This window comes from Ensifer meliloti, from assembly GCF_030064585.1.
Classification (GTDB): Bacteria; Pseudomonadota; Alphaproteobacteria; order Rhizobiales; family Rhizobiaceae; genus Sinorhizobium; species Sinorhizobium meliloti.
Map to the genome: position 1 here is coordinate 212,822 of NZ_CP120365.1, position 18,111 is coordinate 230,932.

Consider the following 18,111-nt stretch of genomic DNA (forward strand, 5'->3'; position numbering starts at 1 on the left):
TTCAAATGTTGCGGCCTATAGGGGATATTCCCCGCAGCCTGCAAAAGGAGCCGTCCCCTCGTTATGTCGCAGAAATTGTCCGTCTTTCCGGCATTCTTTCGCGTCGCGCAGAAAAGCGTGGCGGTGTTCGGCAATGGGGACGAGGCCTTCGCCAAGGTGCGGTTGCTGCTGAACACCGAGGCGCGCATCGTCGCTTATGCGGATCGCCCGGAACCGGCATTCGAGGCTTTTCTGGATGCCAACAATATCGAGACCGTGCGCGAACCCTTTGGGGCTCATCAGGTCGAAGGCTCCGTCCTCGTCTTTGCCGCAACCGGCGATGAGGCGCTTGACCGCGTTGTCGTGACTGCGGCGCGCGAGCGGAAAATCCCCGCAAATGCCGTGGATCAGCCGGATTATTGCGATTTCCTCACGCCGGCACTCGTCAACCGGGCGCCCGTCGCAGTTGCGATCGGCACCGAAGGGGCAGGGCCGGTTCTGGCGCAGATGATCCGCGCGCAGATCGATCAATTGTTGTCGCCGTCCTTGGGTATCGTTGCCTCTTTGGCTGCGAGCTATCGCGACGCCGTCGACCGCCTCGTGCCGCGCGGCGTCGCGCGGCGTGTCTTCTGGCGCCGCTTCTTCTCGGGCCCTGTGGCGGATCAAGTAGCGCTCGGCGATCTTGCATCCGCGCGCCGCGAGGCCTCGAAGCTTCTGGATGTCGCGGGGGGCGTGGCCGGCCATGTGTGGCTGGTCGGCGCCGGACCGGGCGCCGAAGACCTGCTGACGCTCCGGGCGCAGCGCGTGATGATGGAAGCGGACGCCATCGTTTATGATGCGCTGGTGCCGCAAGCGATCGTCGACATGGGCCGCCGCGACGCCGAGCGGCTTTCGGTCGGCAAGCGCAAGGGCTGCCATACCAAGTCGCAGGACGAGATCAATCAGTTGCTGGTGAAGCTTGCCGGCGAAGGCAAGCGCGTCGTGCGGCTGAAGTCCGGCGACCCTCTGGTCTACGGCCGGGCAGGCGAGGAAATGGCGGCACTGCGTGAAGCCGGCATCAGCTACGAGGTGGTGCCGGGGATCACATCCGCCTTTGCCGCGGCCGCCGATTTCGAACTGCCGCTGACGCTGCGCGGCGTGGCATCGTCGCTGGTTTTCACGACGGGGCACGATCTGACAGGCAGCGTTCTTCCCGATTGGGCGCGACTGGCGGTTTCCGGCGCGACGATTGCCGTCTATATGGGCCGCACCGTTGCGGCCTCCGTCGCCTCGCGGCTCATGCAGGCCGGTCTGCCGCAGGACACGACCGTCGCGGTGATCGAGAATGCGAGCCGTGCCGAGCGCCGTCTCCTGCACGGAACGCTCCGCGATCTGCCGGACCTCGAGGCCCGCACGGAACTGGACGGGCCGGTCATGGTGATCATCGGCGAAGCGGTTGCGGGCGCGAATTTCGAGCGGTCCGAGCCGCTGGCGGCCGGCCGCACCAAGTATAGCGGTGCCGGCAAAGTTTCAGCGAAACGCACCGAACAGATCTGGAATTGAGGACGACGCGATGGTGGAAAAGGTTCTGACGGCAAACCGTCTGGCGGATGGCATCTCCGTCTGGCTCGACGCTTCCGGCAATTGGGTGGAGTCGTTGCAGGATGCCTTCGTCGCTCGCCATGCGGAGGCCGTCGCGGCCCTGGAGGCGACCGGAAAGCGCTCGTTCGACGAGAATAAAGTGGTGGACGTCAACGTTATCGACGTCGAGGAAGTAGACGGTACGCTGCGGCCGTTGCGCATGCGTGAGCGGATCCGTGCCGAAGGGCCGTCGATCCCCTACGCTCCTGGATACAGCGGGCTTGCGGGCCCGAAGAATGTTGCTGCCTGAGGACCTGAGAAGCCATGTATCGTTACGACGAATTCGACCACGCCTTCGTTTCCGCACGCGTCGAGCAGTTCCGCGACCAGGTCCAGCGGCGACTGTCCGGTGAACTCGCGGAGGATGCGTTCAAGCCGCTGCGCCTGATGAACGGCGTCTATCTGCAGCTCCATGCCTATATGCTCCGCGTCGCCATTCCCTATGGTACGCTCTCGAGCCGGCAAATGCGGATGCTCGCCCATATCGCCCGCAAATATGACCGCGGCTACGGACATTTCACGACCCGCCAGAACATCCAGTACAACTGGCCGCGCCTTTCCGACACGCCTGATATCCTTCAGGAACTGGCAAGCGTGGAGATGCACGCGCTGCAGACCTCCGGCAACTGCATTCGCAACGTGACGGCGGACCATTTCGCCGGTGCCGCGGCTGACGAAGTCGCCGACCCGCGCCCCTATGCCGAAATCCTCAGGCAATGGTCGAGCGTCCATCCGGAGTTCTCGTTCCTGCCGCGCAAGTTCAAGATCGCCGTGACCGGCGCCGAGCGCGACCGCGCCGCCATTCAGGTGCATGACATCGGCCTGCACCTGAAGAAGGACGAGAACGGCAAGCTTGGCTTTGCCGTCTATGTCGGCGGCGGGCAGGGCCGCACGCCGCTGATCGCCAAGAAGATCCGCGACTTCCTGCCGGAAGAGGATCTGCTCTCCTACACGACCGCGATCATGCGCGTTTACAACCTCCATGGTCGCCGCGACAACAAGTACAAGGCGCGCATCAAGATCCTGGTTCATGAAACCGGTGCCGAGGAACTGGCCCGTCAGGTGGAGCTCGAATTCGCCAATCTGAAGGACACGGAACTGAAGCTGCCGGACGCTGATATCCAGGCGATCGCTGCCTATTTTGCGCCCGCGACACTGCCGAACCGGCCGGAGGGCTGGGGCAGTCTCGCCCGCTGGAAGAAGGCCGATCCGGAATTTGCCCGCTGGGTGCACCAGAACGTCCAGCCGCACAAGCATCCCGACTACGGCATGGTGACGATCTCTCTGAAGCCGATCGGCGGCATTCCGGGCGACGCGAGCCACGAACAGATGGATGCGGTCGCCGATATCGCCGAGGAATATGCCTTCGACGAGATCCGCGTCAGCCATGAGCAGAACCTGATCCTGCCGCATGTGGCGCTTGCCGACCTCGAGCCTGTCTATCGCGCCCTGGTCGCCGCCGGCCTCGCCACCGCCAATGCGGGGCTGATCACCGACATCATTGCCTGTCCGGGGCTCGACTACTGTGCGCTTGCCAATGCACGCTCGATTCCGGTCGCGCAGGAGATTTCGAACCGTTTCGGCTCGCCCGAGCGGCAGGCCGAAATCGGCGAGCTCAAGATCAAGATCTCCGGCTGCATCAATGCCTGCGGGCACCATCACGTCGGCCATATCGGTCTTCTGGGCGTCGAAAAGAAGGGCGCGGAGCTCTATCAGATCACGCTCGGCGGCTCCGGCGACGAACATACATCGATCGGCGAGATCATCGGTCGCGGCTTCGAGCCGGAAAGAGTGACCGACGCGGTGGAGACGATCGTCGATACCTATCTCGGCTTGCGCCGGGACAAGTCGGAGACCTTCCTCGAGGCCTATCGCCGGGTGGGGCCGCAGCCTTTCAAGGATGCGCTCTATGGCGGCGGTGCCCAGGCAGCCGCGTGATCCAAGGACAGCAAAAGATGACGAAAATCTGGAAAGAAACCGGCTTCGTGAACGATGATCCCTGGGTGATCGAAACCGACGAGACCAAGGCCGGGTCGAACGAGAAGGCGATTCTGAACATCGACGGCTTCATGGCGGCGGTTGCGGAGAGCGATGCCTCGGAGCTTGGCGTTCTGATCAACCCCGCAGACGACGTGATGCGTCTTCAGCCGTATCTCGAAAGGATCGCGCTGGTGGCGGTGGCATTTCCGGCTTTCAGCGACGGCCGGTCCTTCAGCCATGCTTCGCTGCTGCGTTCGCGGCTCGGCTACCAGGGCGAAATCCGCGCCGTCGGCGACGTGCTGATCGACCCGATCCCGCTTATGCTGCGTTGCGGCGTCGACAGCTTCGCCGTAACCAACGCCACGGCGATCAAACGGCTTTCGGAGGGCCGGCTGCCGGGCATTTCCAACCACTACCAGCCGACGGCAAAGCCGTCCGCCAACATCAATTCCTACAGCTGGCGCCGCGTCTCTTGAAAGGTGCAGGCCGCGACAGTGTGAAGCAAGCCGAAATCCTCGAAAGCGACTATATTTGGAAGGGATTTCCTTTCAATTCGGCATGGGTTGGAATATCCGCTTGTAGTTGATAAACAGCGTCACCATTTACAGGACTGTGGTCACGATGAATGCTCCGGCAAAAAAAGAAGATTTCGCGGTACAGGCTCCGGCAGGCGTCTTCGCTGAAACGGTGACGAGCGTCGAACACTACACCGACCGGCTCTTCCGCTTCCGCATGACACGCCCGCAGGAGTTCCGCTTCCGCTCGGGCGAATTTGCGATGATCGGACTGATGGTCGGCGACAAGCCCGTTTATCGTGCCTATTCGATCGCGAGCCCGGCCTGGGACGAGGAACTGGAATTCTTCTCCATCAAAGTGCCCGATGGGCCGCTGACGTCGCATCTGCAGGGGATCAAGCCCGGCGACCAGGTATTGATGCGCAAGAAGCCGACCGGCACGCTGGTGCTGGATGCGCTCGTGCCCGGCCGCAGGCTCTATATGTTCTCGACGGGCACGGGCATCGCGCCCTTTGCGAGCCTCATCCGCGACCCGGAGACCTTCGAGAAGTTCGAGGAGGTCATCCTTACCCATACCTGCCGCGACGTGGCGGAGCTGAAATATGGCTTCGATCTTGTCGATGAAATCCGCAATCATGAGTTCCTGAACGAGATCGTCGGCGACAAGCTTCGGCACTACGCCACGGTTACGCGCGAAGAATATCCTTTCAAGGGCCGGATCACCGACCTGATGACCAACGGCAAGTTCTTCGCAGACCTCGGCCTGCCGCCGCTCGATCCCGAGATCGACCGCGGAATGATCTGCGGTTCCACCGCGATGCTGAAGGATACCAAGGAAATCCTCGAAGCCGCCGGCCTGACGGAAGGCGCCAACAACAAGCCGGCAGAGTTCGTCATCGAACGTGCATTCGTCGGCTGATCCATGGCGCCGACGGCGATAGCGTCCTCTTAAAGAAACTTTACGCCGATTTGCGGCCGCCCCTCATCCGCCTGCCGGCACCTTCTCCCCGCAAGCGGGGCGAAGGGACTCGTGGCGGGCGCCTCGGCTGCCATAGTCACCAGCATTTCGTAGGGCATGTCCCCTCTCGCCGCAGGGCTATCGCATATGAGCGATAAGAGAAGTGAGGAATTCGTCATCCCAGCCCGCCTTTTTAATTTTCCGGCGGATGGAGGCCTTGTCGGGGTGCGATCGCAAGAGGTTGAGAGCGATCTTGCGCAAGAACGCAATGTTCTGCGGGCCGTTGTCCTTGCGGTTTCTGGCGGCGTCCTCGTGGAAGTGGACATCCAGAACCCAATGCAGTTTGTTTTCGATTTGCCAATGGGTTCTTACAACCTCGATCAGCGCGCTCGGCGACATGGTGGTGGAGAGCAGGAAGTAGCGGACATGGCTGGTCAAATGGCCGTTGGTATGACGGCTTGTGGTCTCGACGCAGCCGATGGCCTGCAGGCCCGGAAAGTTGATATCGCCGGCAGCCACAACGCTGGCGCGGCGTGTCTCGGTGCGGTCATGGGCAGTCTCGGCTGCAATCTGGATGCTCTCGACGTGGCCGGCGTCCTCGATGCGGGCGAGCGCCTGGGCCAAGAGGCCGGGCTGGTTGGCCTTCAGTGCCAGAGCATAATCGCCGCCGGCAGCGAGGATGGCGCGGGCGGTGTCGGGCCGGCAATGCAGGGCATCGGCGGTGACGATAGAGCCCTCCAGTGCCAGCAGCGCGAGCGCATCGAGAGCCCCTTGCACCTCATTGCGGCCCGGCGCGAGCTTTTGGCCGATGACCAGACCGGGACCGGCAGCCCAGACATTGACGAAGTGGAGTGGCGTGGCCTTGGCGGCGCGCCGGTAGGCACCGCGCACCGCCTTGCCATCGATCGCTACCACCCCTTCGAGACCCTGCGCAAAGCTCGCCGTGAGACGGCGAAAGGCCGCATCAAAGGCATCCGGATCGAGATGGCGGAAGACGGTGGAGAAGGTGTCATGGCTGGGAATGCCATAGGGCAGCGGCACGATTGTCTTCAGCCATTTCTTCTTGGCAACGCCGAAATCGGCCATATCGGTACAGCTTTCCGCACCGCAGACAATCGCCGCAACGGCAATGAACAGGATCGACGTCAACGGATGGCGCGCATTGCGACCGCGCGGATCTGGCAAATCTTCAAAGCAAGCGGCAAATCTACTCATCGAGACCTCCAAGGCAGCGGAGGACTTCATGAATCGATTTGCCGCAACAAAACAACCACTTATTCGCTATATGCGATTCCCCTGCCTCTCGCCGGGTGCGGCCTGGAGCGTTTAGGTGGCCTATGATGCCCGGTCCGGCGATCTAACGCCCGTGTGCTCTCATCAAGTTGTAGACGTCACCCCGCTCTCGCTTTCCAACTGCCACGACCAGCACAGTGACAGAGCCGTCATCGACCCGGTAGACGAGACGATAGCCAAGCTGTCTCAGTTTGATTTTGTAGTGGTCGGGCATCCCGTAGTGCGGCGCTCGGAATGCGGGGGCGCTCCAAACGCTCACGCAGCTTCTTTACGAGCTGCTGCCGGATCGTCGCGCCCAGCTTGTCCCATTCCTTTCGAGCAGACGGCAGGAATTCGAGGCTATAGGGCATCAATATCGACCGGCTCGCCCTTCTCGTCCGCCCGCTCTTTCACAAGCTCGGCAAGATAGAGATCGTCCAGCCGCTCAAGCATGGATTCGTAGACATCGGCAGGCACCAGATAGGCCATGACACGATTGTGGTTCAGCACGGCCACGGGCTCGCCTTGAGCCTCGCCCATTACTGCCGTCGGACTCTTCTTCAAGTCGGAAACGCTCACGGCCACAGAGGCTTCTACACGCTGCATAATGCCATCTTCAAACGATTGATGATGCCTGTTTCAGTACCAGAAATAGTACTTTATTGCAACGCCGCGGCGGTACCCGAATCTCAACAGGCCTTAGAATGGAAGGTTTCTGTGAGGTTTTGGCTTGGAGTACAAAACGAAACGGCCCGCCATGAAGGCGGGCCGCCGTCGTTTCGAGCTGTTCCGGATCAGTGCAGGATCTGGCTGAGGAACAGCTTGGTCCGCTCGTGCTGGGGATTGTCGAAGAACTCGGCCGGCGAGTTCTGTTCGACGATCTGGCCCTGGTCCATGAAGATCACGCGGTTGGCGACCTGGCGGGCGAAGCCCATTTCGTGGGTGACGCAGATCATGGTCATGCCTTCCTCGGCGAGTCCGACCATCGTGTCGAGCACTTCCTTGACCATCTCAGGGTCGAGCGCAGAGGTCGGCTCGTCGAAGAGAAGGATTTTCGGCCGCATGCAAAGCGAGCGGGCGATGGCGACGCGCTGCTGCTGACCGCCCGAAAGCTGGCCCGGATATTTGAGCGCCTGCTCCGGAATCTTGACGCGCTCCAGGAAATGCATCGCGACTTGCTCGGCTTCCTTTTTCGGCATCTTGCGCACCCAGATCGGCGCCAGCGTGCAGTTTTCCAGGATCGTGAGATGCGGGAAGAGGTTGAAGTGCTGGAAGACCATGCCGACTTCCCGGCGCACTTCGTCGATCTTCTTCAGGTCGTTGGTGAGTTCGATGCCGTCGACGACGATCTTGCCCTTCTGGTGCTCCTCGAGCCGATTGATGCAGCGAATCATCGTCGACTTGCCGGAACCCGACGGGCCGGCGACGACGATGCGCTCGCCGCGCATGACCCTGAGATTGATGTCGCGCAGCACATGGAAATCACCGTACCATTTGTTCATGTTGGTGATTTCGATCGCGACATCCGTCGTCGAGACGGCCAATTTCGGTGCAGTGGCGGTATTTGCCATTTTCTTTTTTCCCCTTTTTTACCGCTGGCTTCTGTCGAGCAGGCGTTCCATGAAGCCTGAATAGCGCGACATGCCGAAGCAGAAAAGCCAAAAGACGAAGCCCGCGAAGATAAGGCCGGTCAGTGGCGTGACGGCGGTGGCCCAGTTCGTATCGCTGAAGTTCAGGCGAACGATGCCGAGCAGGTCGAACATGCCGATGATCGACACGAGCGATGTGTCCTTGAACAGGCCTATGAATGTGTTGACGATACCGGGAATGACCAGCTTCAGGGCCTGCGGCAGGACGATGAATCCCATCTTCTGCCAAAAGCTGAGTCCCAGCGAATCGGCGCCCTCATACTGGCCCTTCGGAATTGCCTGCAGGCCGCCGCGCACGACTTCCGCCATGTAGGCGGAGGCAAAGAGCGACACACCGATAAGGGCGCGCAGGAACTTGTCGAAGGTGACGCCCTGCGGCAGGAACAGCGGCAGCATGACGCTGGCCATGAAAAGCACCGTGATCAATGGAACGCCGCGGATGACCTCGATGAAGACGGTGCAGAGCATCTTGATCACCGGCATGTTCGACCGGCGCCCGAGCGCCAGCAGGATGCCGAGCGGCAGCGAAACCGCGATTCCGACGAAGGACAGGACCAGGGTGACCATCAGGCCGCCCCAGAGGGGCGTTTCGACATAGGTGAGGCCGAACCAGCCGCCGGGGAGGAGGATCGCCGAAAGGATAGGCAGGGCGACCAGCAGCAGAAGCGCGTTCAATCCCTTGTACGGGATTCGCGGTATCAGCATCGGCACCAGGAGCAACACGAAGAGGATGCCGACAAGCGCCGGACGCCAGCGCTCGTCGAGCGGATAGCGGCCAAAAAGAAACTGGGCGAATTTCGCATTGACGAAGGCCCAGCAGGCGCCGCTCCAGCCTTCAGGCTGCGAGCCGCCTTGCGAGAGCGTGGCGCAGACGCCGCGGCCGCCGCCGCTCCAGGCGGCATCGATGAAGAGCCACTGGATTGCGGGGGGCACCAGCCATGCCAGGATGAGCAGGCTGATGATCGTCAGGGCGGTGTCCTTGGGCGTGGCGAACAGATTTTTCCGCAGCCAGGAGACGACACCGCTTTCCAGTGACGGGGCAGGCGAAGCTTCGATCATCGAAGCGCGAACGAATGAGGCCTGATTCGTGCTCATGATCTCACCTCTCAACCAGCGCCATTCGGGCGTTGTACCAGTTCATGAACAGCGACGTCGCGAGGCTCAGGCTGAGATAGACGATGAGCCAGATGCTTACGATCTCGATCGACTGTCCGGTCTGGTTGAGGATGGTGCCGCCGACGGCAACGAGATCGGCATAACCGATGGCAACCGCCAGCGAGGAGTTCTTGGTGAGGTTGAGATACTGGCTGGTCAGCGGCGGAATGATGATGCGCATCGCCTGCGGCACGACCACGAGGCGCGTCGTCAGCGCCGGGCGTATGCCGAGCGCATGTGCCGCCTCCGTCTGGCCTTTGGAAACGCCGCGGATGCCGGCCCGGACGATTTCGGCGATGAAGGCTGCCGTGTAGAAGGAAAGCGCGAGGAACAGCGACATGAACTCCGGTCCGACGACCGAACCGCCCGTGAGGTTGAACTTGCCCGCCACGGGAATGTCGAAAGTGATCGGCGCACCGGTCACGAGAAATGTGACCAGCGGCAGACCGATGATCAGTCCGAGCACGGTCCACAGGACGGGAAGTCGCTCGCCGGTCGCCAACTGCCGCTGGCGCGCGTAACGGGCAAAGAACACACTTGCGGCGACGGCGATAACAAACGCGAGGAGCGTGTATTCTGCACCCTCTTCGGCAATCGGCCTCGGAAAGGCGACGCCGCGATTGCTCAGAAAGATATCAAAGGGCAGGGCAAGCGCATCTCGTGCCTGCGGCAATATCGACAGCACCCCGCTGTACCAGAAGAATATGACGAGCAGCGGCGGGATGTTGCGGAACACTTCGACATAGGCCAGCGAGAGCTTGGCGATGATCCAGTTGTGCGAAAGGCGTCCGATGCCGACGATAAAGCCGATGATCGTCGCCGTGATGATTCCGGTAATTGCGACGAGCAACGTATTGATGAAGCCGACCAGCAAGGCGCGGCCATAGGTGGAATCGCTGGTGAATGAAATCAGCGACTGTCCGACATCGAAGCCGGCGCGGCTTCTAACGAAATCGTAGCCGGATGCGATGTTCGCGCGTCTCAGGTTGTCGACGGTGTTGTCGACGATCCAGTAGATGAGCGCTGCGAGGATGATGATGGTGATTGCCTGATAGAATATCCCGCGCACCTGAGGATCGTTGATGATCGACCCTGAGGACCTGCTTCGTTCAGGCGCGTTGGTGACGCCGATGGCCATGCAATGCCTCTTTCCCCTTGTCCATCCTTTCGGATGTTCCCCTTATCGGGTTTTTATCGTTGATCGGGGGAACGGCCGCGGCCGTCCCCCCGACATAGCGTCCGATCAGCGGACCGGCGGTGCGTATTGGAGACCGCCCTTGTTCCAGAGAGCGTTGAGGCCGCGCTCGATCTTCAGCGGGCTGCCTGCGCCGATGTTGCGGTCGAACACTTCGCCGTAGTTTCCGACTGCCTTGACGATATTGACCGCCCATTCGTTGGTGAGACCGAGATCCGTGCCGATCTTGCTGTCGGCCTCGACGCCCAGGAAGCGTTGAACGTCGGGGTTCGTCGACTTCTTCATTTCTTCAAGATTGGCCTGGGTTACGCCGAACTCTTCGGCCTGGACCAGGGCGTAATGGACCCAGCTGACGATGTCGAACCACTGATCGTCACCCTGGCGGACCGCCGGTGCGAGCGGCTCCTTGGAGATGATCTCCGGCAGAACGATGTGGTCATCGGGCTTCGAGAGGGTGAGGCGCAGCGAATAGAGGCCGGACTGGTCGGTCGTATAGACATCGCAACGGCCGGCGTCGTAGGCAGCGTTCACTTCCTCGAGTTTCTCGAAGACGACCGGGTTGTACTGCAGATTGTTCGCCTTGAAGTAGTCGGCGAGGTTCAGCTCGGTCGTCGTGCCGGTCTGAACGCAGACGGCGGCGCCGGAAAGCTCGAGGGCGGACTTCACGTCGAGTTCCTTGCGAACCATGAAGCCCTGGCCGTCGTAGTAGTTGACCGGACGGAAGTTGAAGCCAAGCGCCGTGTCGCGGTTGATCGACCAGGTCGTGTTGCGTGCGAGCACGTCGACTTCGCCGGACTGCAGCGCCGGAAAGCGCTCCTTGGCGGAGAGCGGCGTATACTTGACCTTGCTGCCGTCGCCGAAGATCGCGGCCGCAATCGCCTTGCAATAGTCGACGTCGAATCCGCTCCAATTGCCCGAGGCGTCAGGGGCTGCGAAACCGGCGAGGCCGGTATTCACGCCGCACTGGACGAAGCCCTTGGCCTTCACGTCGTCAAGCGTAGCGGCGGATGCCGCATGTGTGCCAATCCCCACGACAGCAGCGCCAACGAGAGCTGTCAGAATTCTTCTTGCCATTTTTTTGAACCTTTTCGGTTGTCGTTTTTCGCGTCTGCACGGTTGCGCTCTCTTGGCGCGTGCAGCCTCGGCCACCCTCCTGGCCTGAGTACAAACTATCTCATGCTCAAAATCTGGAAGGGTCAAGAGACGTTGCCGATTTTATGATCTTCCATGTGAAAAACGTGAAGCTCGCCAGAAGTTTAGGCAGGTCTCGCGACAGAATTGCCCGTCATGAATAAAAAACCGCCAGTTGCGCCTCCTTCGTGATTCACGGGCGGCCGGCTTGAATTTTTCCTTGACCCGGCCGGTGGCCCGTTCGATGAGTCGGCAGCGAAAATCAACAGCGGATGTTTCAATGGCAGACAACAAGATCGGGCGAGCGGAGCAGGGCATCAATACCCGTCTCGCGCACACCGGCAACAACCCCTCCGACTTCCATGGCTTCGTCAATCCGCCGGTGGTTCACGCCTCCACCGTGCTGTTCCCGAATGCGAGGACGATGGAGACGCGGGCGCAGAAATATACCTATGGGACGCGCGGCACACCGACGACCGACGCGCTCTGCGAGGCCGTGAACGAGTTGGAGGGCGCATCGGGCACGATCCTCGTTCCCTCCGGGCTCGCTGCGGTCACGGTGCCGTTCCTCGCCTATCTCTCCTCGGGCGACCATGTGCTCATCGTCGATTCGGTCTATTTCCCCACCCGCCACTTCTGCGACACGATGCTCTCCAGGCTCGGCGTCACGGTCGAATATTACGACCCGACGATCGGCGCCGGCATCGAAAACCTGATCAGGCCGAACACGCGGCTGGTGCATACGGAAGCCCCGGGCTCGAATACGTTCGAGATGCAGGATATTCCGGCAATCGCCGCCGCGGCGCACCGGCACGGCTGTATCGTGACCATGGACAATACCTGGGCGACGCCGGTCTACTTCCGGCCCCTCGACCACGGCGTCGACGTGTCGATCCATGCGGCGACCAAGTACCCTTCCGGTCACTCGGACGTTCTTCTCGGAACCGTTTCGGCCAATGCGGCCCATTGGCCGGCACTCAGCGAGGCGATGGTCACGCTCGGCGTCTGCGTTTCGCCGGACGACAGCTATCAGATCCTGCGCGGCCTGCGCACGATGGGCGTTCGCCTGGAGCGTCATCAGGCAAGCGCGCTCGCGATCGCTGAATGGCTGGAGGGCCGAGACGAGGTGGCGCGCGTGCTTCATCCGGCACTGCCGAGCTTTCCCGGACACGAATTGTGGAAGCGCGACTTCGGCGGCGCGAGCGGGATATTCTCCTTCGTGCTCAAGGCGGAACCGGAAGACGGCAAGGCAAAGGCGCATGCCTTCCTGGATGCGCTCTCGCTGTTCGGGCTCGGCTACTCCTGGGGCGGCTTCGAAAGCCTCGCCGTTCACGTGAACCTCTCCGATCGCAAGGTCGCGAAGGCACCGTCCGAAGGGCCGGTCATCCGGCTGCAGATCGGACTCGAGGATGTACCGGACATCCGCCGGGATATCGAGGCGGGCCTTGCTGCGGCAAACGCCGTCTGAGGTCCGAACGAAGCGACGGGGAGGCGGTAATTCGGTCCCGTCATCCTGCGCCAACTAAGGGCCGTAGCCGTAAAGCCAGTCGAAATCGGCTGCGAGCGCCTCGGGTTTTTTAAATGAGAGAACGAGATCGCGCGCGATCCGCACCGGACCTGCTGCGTGGTAGGCGAAGCTGTTGAAGGCGGCGCGCTTGCGAACGCGGCCGATCCGCGCCCTGCGTGCGTCTTCATAGCGTGCGAAGGCGGAGGGAAGGTCGGGAGTATCGGCCATACAGCGGGCGAGTTCCCGGGCGTCCTCGATGGCCATCGCCGCGCCTTGGGCTGCAAATGGCGTCATGGCGTGGGCAGCATCGCCGATGAGGATGGTGTCGCGTCCATTGTGCCAAGCCCCGTCTTCAACCGTGCAGAGCGGCCAGTAGGTCGCCGAGGCGGCGTGACCGAGCAACGAGCGCAGGTCGGGATGCCAATCCCTGAAGGCCGCCTCGAACTCGCGCCGGCGATCGCCGGATTCGCGCCCCTCCCAGGTTTCGCCCGACGCCTTTCCGGCAACGATCGCAACGAAGTTGAAGCCGTCGATCTTCGGGATCGGATAGGCGACGAGATGGGCCTTCGGCGCGAGGAAGGCGGTGACGCGATCTTGCGACAGGCAGGCGGGCACCCGGGTGCGTGGCAGCGTGAAGCGCCAGGCGACATTGCCCGAAAAACGGACGGTGCCGGCGCCGGGAACGGAGGAGCGTATCCGCGACCAGATACCGTCCGCGCCGATGATCGCTGCCGGTGAGCGCTTGCTCGCCTCGGTGATGACGGTTCGCGGATCGTCCCCGATCCGGCTCCCCAGATGAAGGCGGCAAAGCGGCTCGGCCCGGACGGCATCCAGAAGGATCGTTTGCAGGCTGGCGCGATGCAGGACGCCATAGGGAGCACCCCAGCGCTCGCGGGCGCGTGCGCCGGCAGGCACGCTGGCAAGCGGCCGCAGCGAGCGGCCGTCGGTAAGCGAGATCGCTTCCGGTTCATTCCAGACGCGTTCGAGAGCGGGCAGCAACACGAGTTCGATGAGGATGCGCGATGCATTCGGCGAAAGCTGAAGCCCGGCACCGGCTTCCTCCAATGCATCGGCCTGCTCGAAGATATCCGTCCGGAACCCCTGCCGTGCAAGGCAGAGCGCAGCCGTCAGCCCGGCGATGCCGGCACCGACGATCGCAACCGGATCAGCCTTTTGCATGGATATCGCGCCGTCGCCTGCGCAGGATCAGGCGGCTTTAGTGGTGAAAAGGCAGCCCGGAGGGATCGTTTCCGTCGCCTTCAGGGAAGGATTGTAGCGGTAGAGGGTCGAGCAATAGGAACAGACTTTCTCGTTCTCGTCGCCCATGTCGACGAAGATGTGAGGGTGGTCGAACGGGACGGAAGCGCCCGTGCACATGAATTCCTTGACGCCGATCTCGATGACCCGGTGCCCGCCGTCGTTCTGAAAATGGGGGATGCTGTGGCCGGCCATGTCGTACTCCGATATATGCAAGTCTTAGGTGTCGATTGGGGTGTCGATTTTGCCGGCACCATAGTGAGCTTTGGCGAAAATGTGTAGCGGCAAACATGCCGCGCCTATGGTTTTTGGAGCGGTTGGGGTTTCCGGCCGTTGCTTTACCAACTAACGTCCGCGCCGACAGGACAATACCAGGAAAACCAGATGGACTTGAACCCTCCGCCATTTTCCCGCTTCGCGCACGACGGACTGGAAATCGCCTATTTCGACGAAGGTGACCCCTCGGGCGACCCGATCCTGCTCATTCACGGCTTTGCATCGAGCGCCAATGTCAATTGGGTTTTTCCCGGATGGCTGAAGACGCTCGGCGACGCCGGATACCGCGTCATCGCGCTCGACAATCGCGGGCACGGGCAAAGCAGCAAGCCCCATGATCCCTCGCTCTATCACCCGCCGCAGATGGCGGGGGATGCGGCGGCACTTCTGGTGCATCTCGGCATCGGCGAAGCGCATGTCATGGGTTATTCGATGGGCGCGCGCATATCGGCATTCCTGGCCTTGCAGCACCCGGATCGCGTCCGTTCGCTGGTATTCGGCGGTCTCGGGATAGGCATGATCACGGGGGTGGGGGAGTGGGATCCGATCGCCGACGCGCTGCTTGCACCTTCTTTGGAGGACGTTACGCACGAGCGGGGCCGGACGTTCCGCGCCTTCGCAGACCAGACGAAAAGCGATCGTCAGGCGCTCGCCGCATGCATATCGACATCGCGGGACCTGCTTACCGCCGACGAGGTAGGCCGCATAGACGTGCCGGTGCTGATCGGCGTCGGGACAAAGGATGACATCGCCGGATCGGCTGAGGAGCTCGCCGCGCTGATGCAGCATGCCGTGGCACTCGACATTCCCGGGCGCGACCACATGCTGGCGGTCGGCGACCGGGTGTTCAAGAAGGCGGTTCTGGAGTTCCTTGCCGGGGTTGGGTGAGGCCAGTCCGGACGGAAAACCCTGCGCACTTTTCCTCGAGTTGCTCCCGTCCGTGCCACTACTGCATGTTTCCTTTAATCGTATCCGATTAAAGGACAAAAACCTGCAGCAGATCAAAGTGCTACAGCGGCCTTTGCGCGTCTGATAAGACGCGCGGCGCTGTAACGAGAGGTGAATACCGGTCAGGCCATTTATGTCGGCCGGGAATTGGCCTATATATGCCGGAACAACGACCCGTCCTAAACAGGCAAGCCAAAGACGACCCCGCTGAGGGACCGCCCAGGAAGGAGAGCGACCATGGTCGCCAAGACAGAACTTCGTCATACGGAATCGCTCGAAGCGATCGATCCGATCTGGGATAGCCTGCGCGAGGAGGCGCGTCTGGCGGCCGAGCGCGACCCGATGCTGGCGGCCTTTCTCTATTCGACGGTGGTCAATCAGCATTCCCTGGAAGATTGCGTCATCTACCGGATCTGCGAGAGGCTGGACCATCCCGACCTACAGGCGAGCCTCCTGCACCAGACCTTCGCCGAAATGCTCGAGGACTGGCCCGAATGGGGCGCCGTCCTGCGCGTCGATATACAGGCGGTCTACGACCGCGACCCGGCCTGCACGCGCTTCATGGAGCCCGTGCTTTATTTCAAGGGCTTCCATGCCATACAGACGCACCGTCTGGCTCACTGGCTGTGGAACCGCGGCCGGAAAGACTTTGCGCTCTATCTCCAGAGCCGCTCCTCCAGTGTTTTCCAAACCGACATCAACCCGGCCGCCCGCATCGGGCGCGGCATCTTCCTCGATCATGCAACGGGGCTCGTCGTCGGCGAAACCGCGGTCATCGGCGACAACGTATCTATCTTGCATGGCGTGACGCTTGGCGGCACCGGCAAGGAAGGCAGCGACCGTCATCCGAAGATCGGCAACGGCGTGCTGATCGGCGCCGGCGCAAAGATTCTCGGCAACATCCACATCGGCCACTGCTCGCGCGTGGCCGCCGGTTCCGTCGTGCTGAAGGCGGTCCCTCCCAAATCGACGGTTGCCGGGGTGCCGGCGAAGGTCGTCGGCGAGGCCGGCTGTTCCGAGCCGTCGCGTCAAATGGACCAGATCCTGGCGTCGTTCGATATCTGATCAAGGCGCCTGTAACCCGGCTGTGCCGGGCATCGACGCCGCGAAAATTCAGTGCAGAAATTCAAGGCGTTGCGAGCATTTCTTCGCCTCTCGGCGAACGCTTGGCGCTCTGATGGGTTTACACCTGGCAATGGCCCGTGCAACAAGCGCGGCAAATCAATCGGCTACGGAGAAGAGTTTTGAAGCCCGAAGAAATCCGCAAGCTTGAGGCCTATCTTAAGCGCACGTTCAACCAGTCCATGGTCGTCAAGGCTCGCCCGAAGAAGGACGAATCCGCTGAAGTCTATCTCGGCGACGAATTTCTCGGTGTCGTCTTCCGTGACGAAGAGGACGGCGAGCTCTCCTATAATTTCTCGATGGCGATCCTCGACATCGATCTCTGAGAGCCCTCGATCCCACCGGGATCGGTGGTAATCGCGCGTTGCAAGACCCGGTTCTGAGCAATCAGGCCGGGTTTTCTGCTGTTAAATCATACTTTTCGAAGAATTTGTCCGGAGGCGTCCGGTCTTCATCAAGTCGTTGCAAGAACTGTGTTTTATTGCATTGCACACTGAACTTGACTTTTTGTGCAGTGCACATAGACTAAACCGAGTTCCTAGCCGAGCCGTCACAAGGAGACACCCGATGTTTAACTTCGACGATGCGAACAAGAAGAGCAAGGAAGCCCTCGACGTGGCCGTGAAGAGCTACTCCGCCATGACCAAAGGCTTCCAGGCTATTGCGACCGAAGCGGCCGATTATTCGAAGAAGTCCTTCGAGGATAGCGTTGCTCATCTCGAAAAGCTTACCAGCGTCAAAAGCCTGGAGGCAGCGTTCGAGCTTCAGACGAATTATCTGAAGGCAAGCTACGAAGGCTTCTTCACCGAGGCGACGAAGATCGGTGAGATGTATGCCGACCTCGCCAAGGACGCCTACAAGCCGTACGAGGCACCGGTTGCCAAGGCGACCGCTGCGGTCAAGACAGCCGCCGCCGCCTGACCATCAGCCTCATCGCTATTGCAGAACAGGCCGGTCGCGGATGCCGCGGCCGGCCTTCGTCTGTTCGTGCGCCGCGGCTCATTGATCCCGCCGCAACCCGTGAAAGTTGCCACCGCCGCCGAAGAAATTTGATCAATCTTGTGTTTCGCCGTGCGAATATGTTTGCAGTGCGTGGGTTCGGTCTTAAAATCCAAGAACGAACCATTAGATAAAGGCAAGCATGTCGTGGCCGAATGCGAATGGATCCGCGGCTGTAAAGGAATGAACAAGAATGATCGCCATGCCGGTCCGGATGCAGCAGGGAAGCGAAGGAGACGGAGGCGGCCCCAGTCGTGGCACGTCCGTCATCACGCGCACCAAGCCGAAGACCAAGAAGCCGAGTTTGTACCGCGTTCTGCTTTTGAATGACGATTACACACCGATGGAATTCGTCATTCACATCCTCGAGCGCTTCTTTCAGAAGAACCGCGAAGAGGCGACCGTCATAATGCTACATGTCCACAACCACGGCGTTGGAGAATGCGGCGTCTTCACCTACGAGGTCGCCGAAACCAAGGTGACGCAGGTGATGGATTTCGCCAGGCAGCATCAACATCCGTTGCAATGCGTCATGGAAAAGAAATGAG

The 18,111-nt window shown here is 61.2% G+C and carries 19 protein-coding genes and 1 pseudogene; 11 read left to right on the plus strand and 9 right to left on the minus strand.

Annotated features, from left to right (window positions below; translation table 11 throughout):
• Nucleotides 1–63 precede the first annotated feature (63 nt).
• From cysG to PZL22_RS08145, 5 genes are all read left to right on the plus strand, one after another.
• Complete coding sequence (gene cysG / locus PZL22_RS08125) at nt 64–1,521, plus strand: siroheme synthase CysG (RefSeq protein ID WP_003537449.1); 1,458 nt, start codon at nt 64–66, stop codon at nt 1,519–1,521.
• A 10-nt stretch (nt 1,522–1,531) separates the two neighbouring features.
• Nucleotides 1,532–1,849 carry a DUF2849 domain-containing protein gene (locus PZL22_RS08130; protein ID WP_003537445.1) on the plus strand — a complete coding sequence of 106 codons (318 nt, stop codon included), beginning with the start codon at nt 1,532–1,534 and terminating at the stop codon, nt 1,847–1,849.
• 14 nt (nt 1,850–1,863) lie between these two features.
• Nucleotides 1,864–3,537, plus strand: a complete 1,674-nt coding sequence (locus PZL22_RS08135) for a nitrite/sulfite reductase (protein ID WP_003537444.1) — start codon at nt 1,864–1,866, stop codon at nt 3,535–3,537.
• Nucleotides 3,538–3,554: 17 nt separating this feature from the next.
• A complete protein-coding gene (locus PZL22_RS08140; RefSeq protein WP_003537442.1) occupies nt 3,555–4,055 on the plus strand; it encodes a DUF934 domain-containing protein in 501 nt (166 codons plus the stop codon).
• 145 nt (nt 4,056–4,200) lie between these two features.
• Nucleotides 4,201–5,013, plus strand: coding sequence for a ferredoxin--NADP reductase (locus PZL22_RS08145; RefSeq protein ID WP_003537440.1), 813 nt, complete (start codon nt 4,201–4,203; stop codon nt 5,011–5,013).
• Between the two features lie 177 nt (nt 5,014–5,190).
• Here PZL22_RS08145 and PZL22_RS08150 read toward each other — a convergent pair whose 3' ends face one another.
• The 7 genes and pseudogenes from PZL22_RS08150 to PZL22_RS08180 form a co-directional block, all read right to left on the minus strand.
• Nucleotides 5,191–6,267: an ISAs1-like element ISRm21 family transposase gene (locus PZL22_RS08150; protein ID WP_013844321.1), complete on the minus strand. Its 1,077-nt coding sequence runs from the start codon at nt 6,265–6,267 to the stop codon at nt 5,191–5,193.
• Nucleotides 6,268–6,409: 142 nt separating this feature from the next.
• Nucleotides 6,410–6,695: pseudogene (locus tag PZL22_RS08155) on the minus strand (type II toxin-antitoxin system RelE family toxin).
• The gene (locus PZL22_RS08160; protein WP_027990010.1) at nt 6,685–6,930 is read right to left on the minus strand and encodes a type II toxin-antitoxin system Phd/YefM family antitoxin; all 246 of its coding nucleotides are present in this window, start codon (nt 6,928–6,930) and stop codon (nt 6,685–6,687) included. The pseudogene PZL22_RS08155 and the gene PZL22_RS08160 overlap by 11 nt, the downstream one beginning before the upstream one ends.
• Before the next feature lie 188 nt (nt 6,931–7,118).
• Nucleotides 7,119–7,895 carry an amino acid ABC transporter ATP-binding protein gene (locus tag PZL22_RS08165; RefSeq protein WP_003535037.1) on the minus strand — a complete coding sequence of 259 codons (777 nt, stop codon included), beginning with the start codon at nt 7,893–7,895 and terminating at the stop codon, nt 7,119–7,121.
• An 18-nt stretch (nt 7,896–7,913) separates the two neighbouring features.
• On the minus strand, nt 7,914–9,068 hold the full coding sequence (locus PZL22_RS08170) for an amino acid ABC transporter permease (RefSeq protein ID WP_003535035.1): 1,155 nt from the start codon (nt 9,066–9,068) through the stop codon (nt 7,914–7,916).
• Nucleotides 9,069–9,072: 4 nt separating this feature from the next.
• Complete coding sequence (locus PZL22_RS08175) at nt 9,073–10,266, minus strand: amino acid ABC transporter permease (RefSeq protein WP_003535033.1); 1,194 nt, start codon at nt 10,264–10,266, stop codon at nt 9,073–9,075.
• A gap of 105 nt (nt 10,267–10,371) precedes the next feature.
• Nucleotides 10,372–11,397 carry an amino acid ABC transporter substrate-binding protein gene (locus tag PZL22_RS08180; protein WP_003535031.1) on the minus strand — a complete coding sequence of 342 codons (1,026 nt, stop codon included), beginning with the start codon at nt 11,395–11,397 and terminating at the stop codon, nt 10,372–10,374.
• A gap of 337 nt (nt 11,398–11,734) precedes the next feature.
• On the opposite strand from PZL22_RS08180, the gene PZL22_RS08185 reads away from it, so the two are divergent.
• Nucleotides 11,735–12,922, plus strand: a complete 1,188-nt coding sequence (locus PZL22_RS08185; RefSeq protein ID WP_284718587.1) for a cystathionine beta-lyase — start codon at nt 11,735–11,737, stop codon at nt 12,920–12,922.
• Nucleotides 12,923–12,976: 54 nt separating this feature from the next.
• Here the strand turns inward: PZL22_RS08185 and PZL22_RS08190 are convergent, their stop codons facing one another.
• Together PZL22_RS08190 and PZL22_RS08195 are read right to left on the minus strand one after the other, a co-directional pair.
• Nucleotides 12,977–14,140, minus strand: a complete 1,164-nt coding sequence (locus PZL22_RS08190) for an FAD-dependent oxidoreductase (RefSeq protein WP_003535027.1) — start codon at nt 14,138–14,140, stop codon at nt 12,977–12,979.
• A 27-nt stretch (nt 14,141–14,167) separates the two neighbouring features.
• On the minus strand, nt 14,168–14,413 hold the full coding sequence (locus tag PZL22_RS08195; RefSeq protein WP_003535025.1) for a zinc-finger domain-containing protein: 246 nt from the start codon (nt 14,411–14,413) through the stop codon (nt 14,168–14,170).
• 189 nt (nt 14,414–14,602) lie between these two features.
• Here PZL22_RS08195 and PZL22_RS08200 point away from each other — a divergent pair, with 189 nt between their 5' ends.
• The 5 genes from PZL22_RS08200 to clpS all read left to right on the plus strand — a co-directional run bounded on the left by PZL22_RS08200 (nt 14,603) and on the right by clpS (nt 18,110).
• Nucleotides 14,603–15,382 (plus strand): alpha/beta fold hydrolase, encoded by a 780-nt coding sequence (locus PZL22_RS08200; RefSeq protein WP_003535020.1) that lies wholly within the window; start codon nt 14,603–14,605, stop codon nt 15,380–15,382.
• Between the two features lie 297 nt (nt 15,383–15,679).
• Nucleotides 15,680–16,507: a serine O-acetyltransferase gene (gene cysE / locus PZL22_RS08205; RefSeq protein ID WP_003535018.1), complete on the plus strand. Its 828-nt coding sequence runs from the start codon at nt 15,680–15,682 to the stop codon at nt 16,505–16,507.
• 179 nt (nt 16,508–16,686) lie between these two features.
• On the plus strand, nt 16,687–16,890 hold the full coding sequence (locus PZL22_RS08210; protein ID WP_003535016.1) for a DUF3126 family protein: 204 nt from the start codon (nt 16,687–16,689) through the stop codon (nt 16,888–16,890).
• A 241-nt stretch (nt 16,891–17,131) separates the two neighbouring features.
• Nucleotides 17,132–17,485: a phasin PhaP2 gene (gene phaP2, locus PZL22_RS08215; RefSeq protein WP_003535013.1), complete on the plus strand. Its 354-nt coding sequence runs from the start codon at nt 17,132–17,134 to the stop codon at nt 17,483–17,485.
• Nucleotides 17,486–17,756: 271 nt separating this feature from the next.
• Nucleotides 17,757–18,110: an ATP-dependent Clp protease adapter ClpS gene (gene clpS, locus PZL22_RS08220; RefSeq protein ID WP_003535011.1), complete on the plus strand. Its 354-nt coding sequence runs from the start codon at nt 17,757–17,759 to the stop codon at nt 18,108–18,110.
• The last annotated feature ends 1 nt before the right edge of the window (nt 18,111 follow it).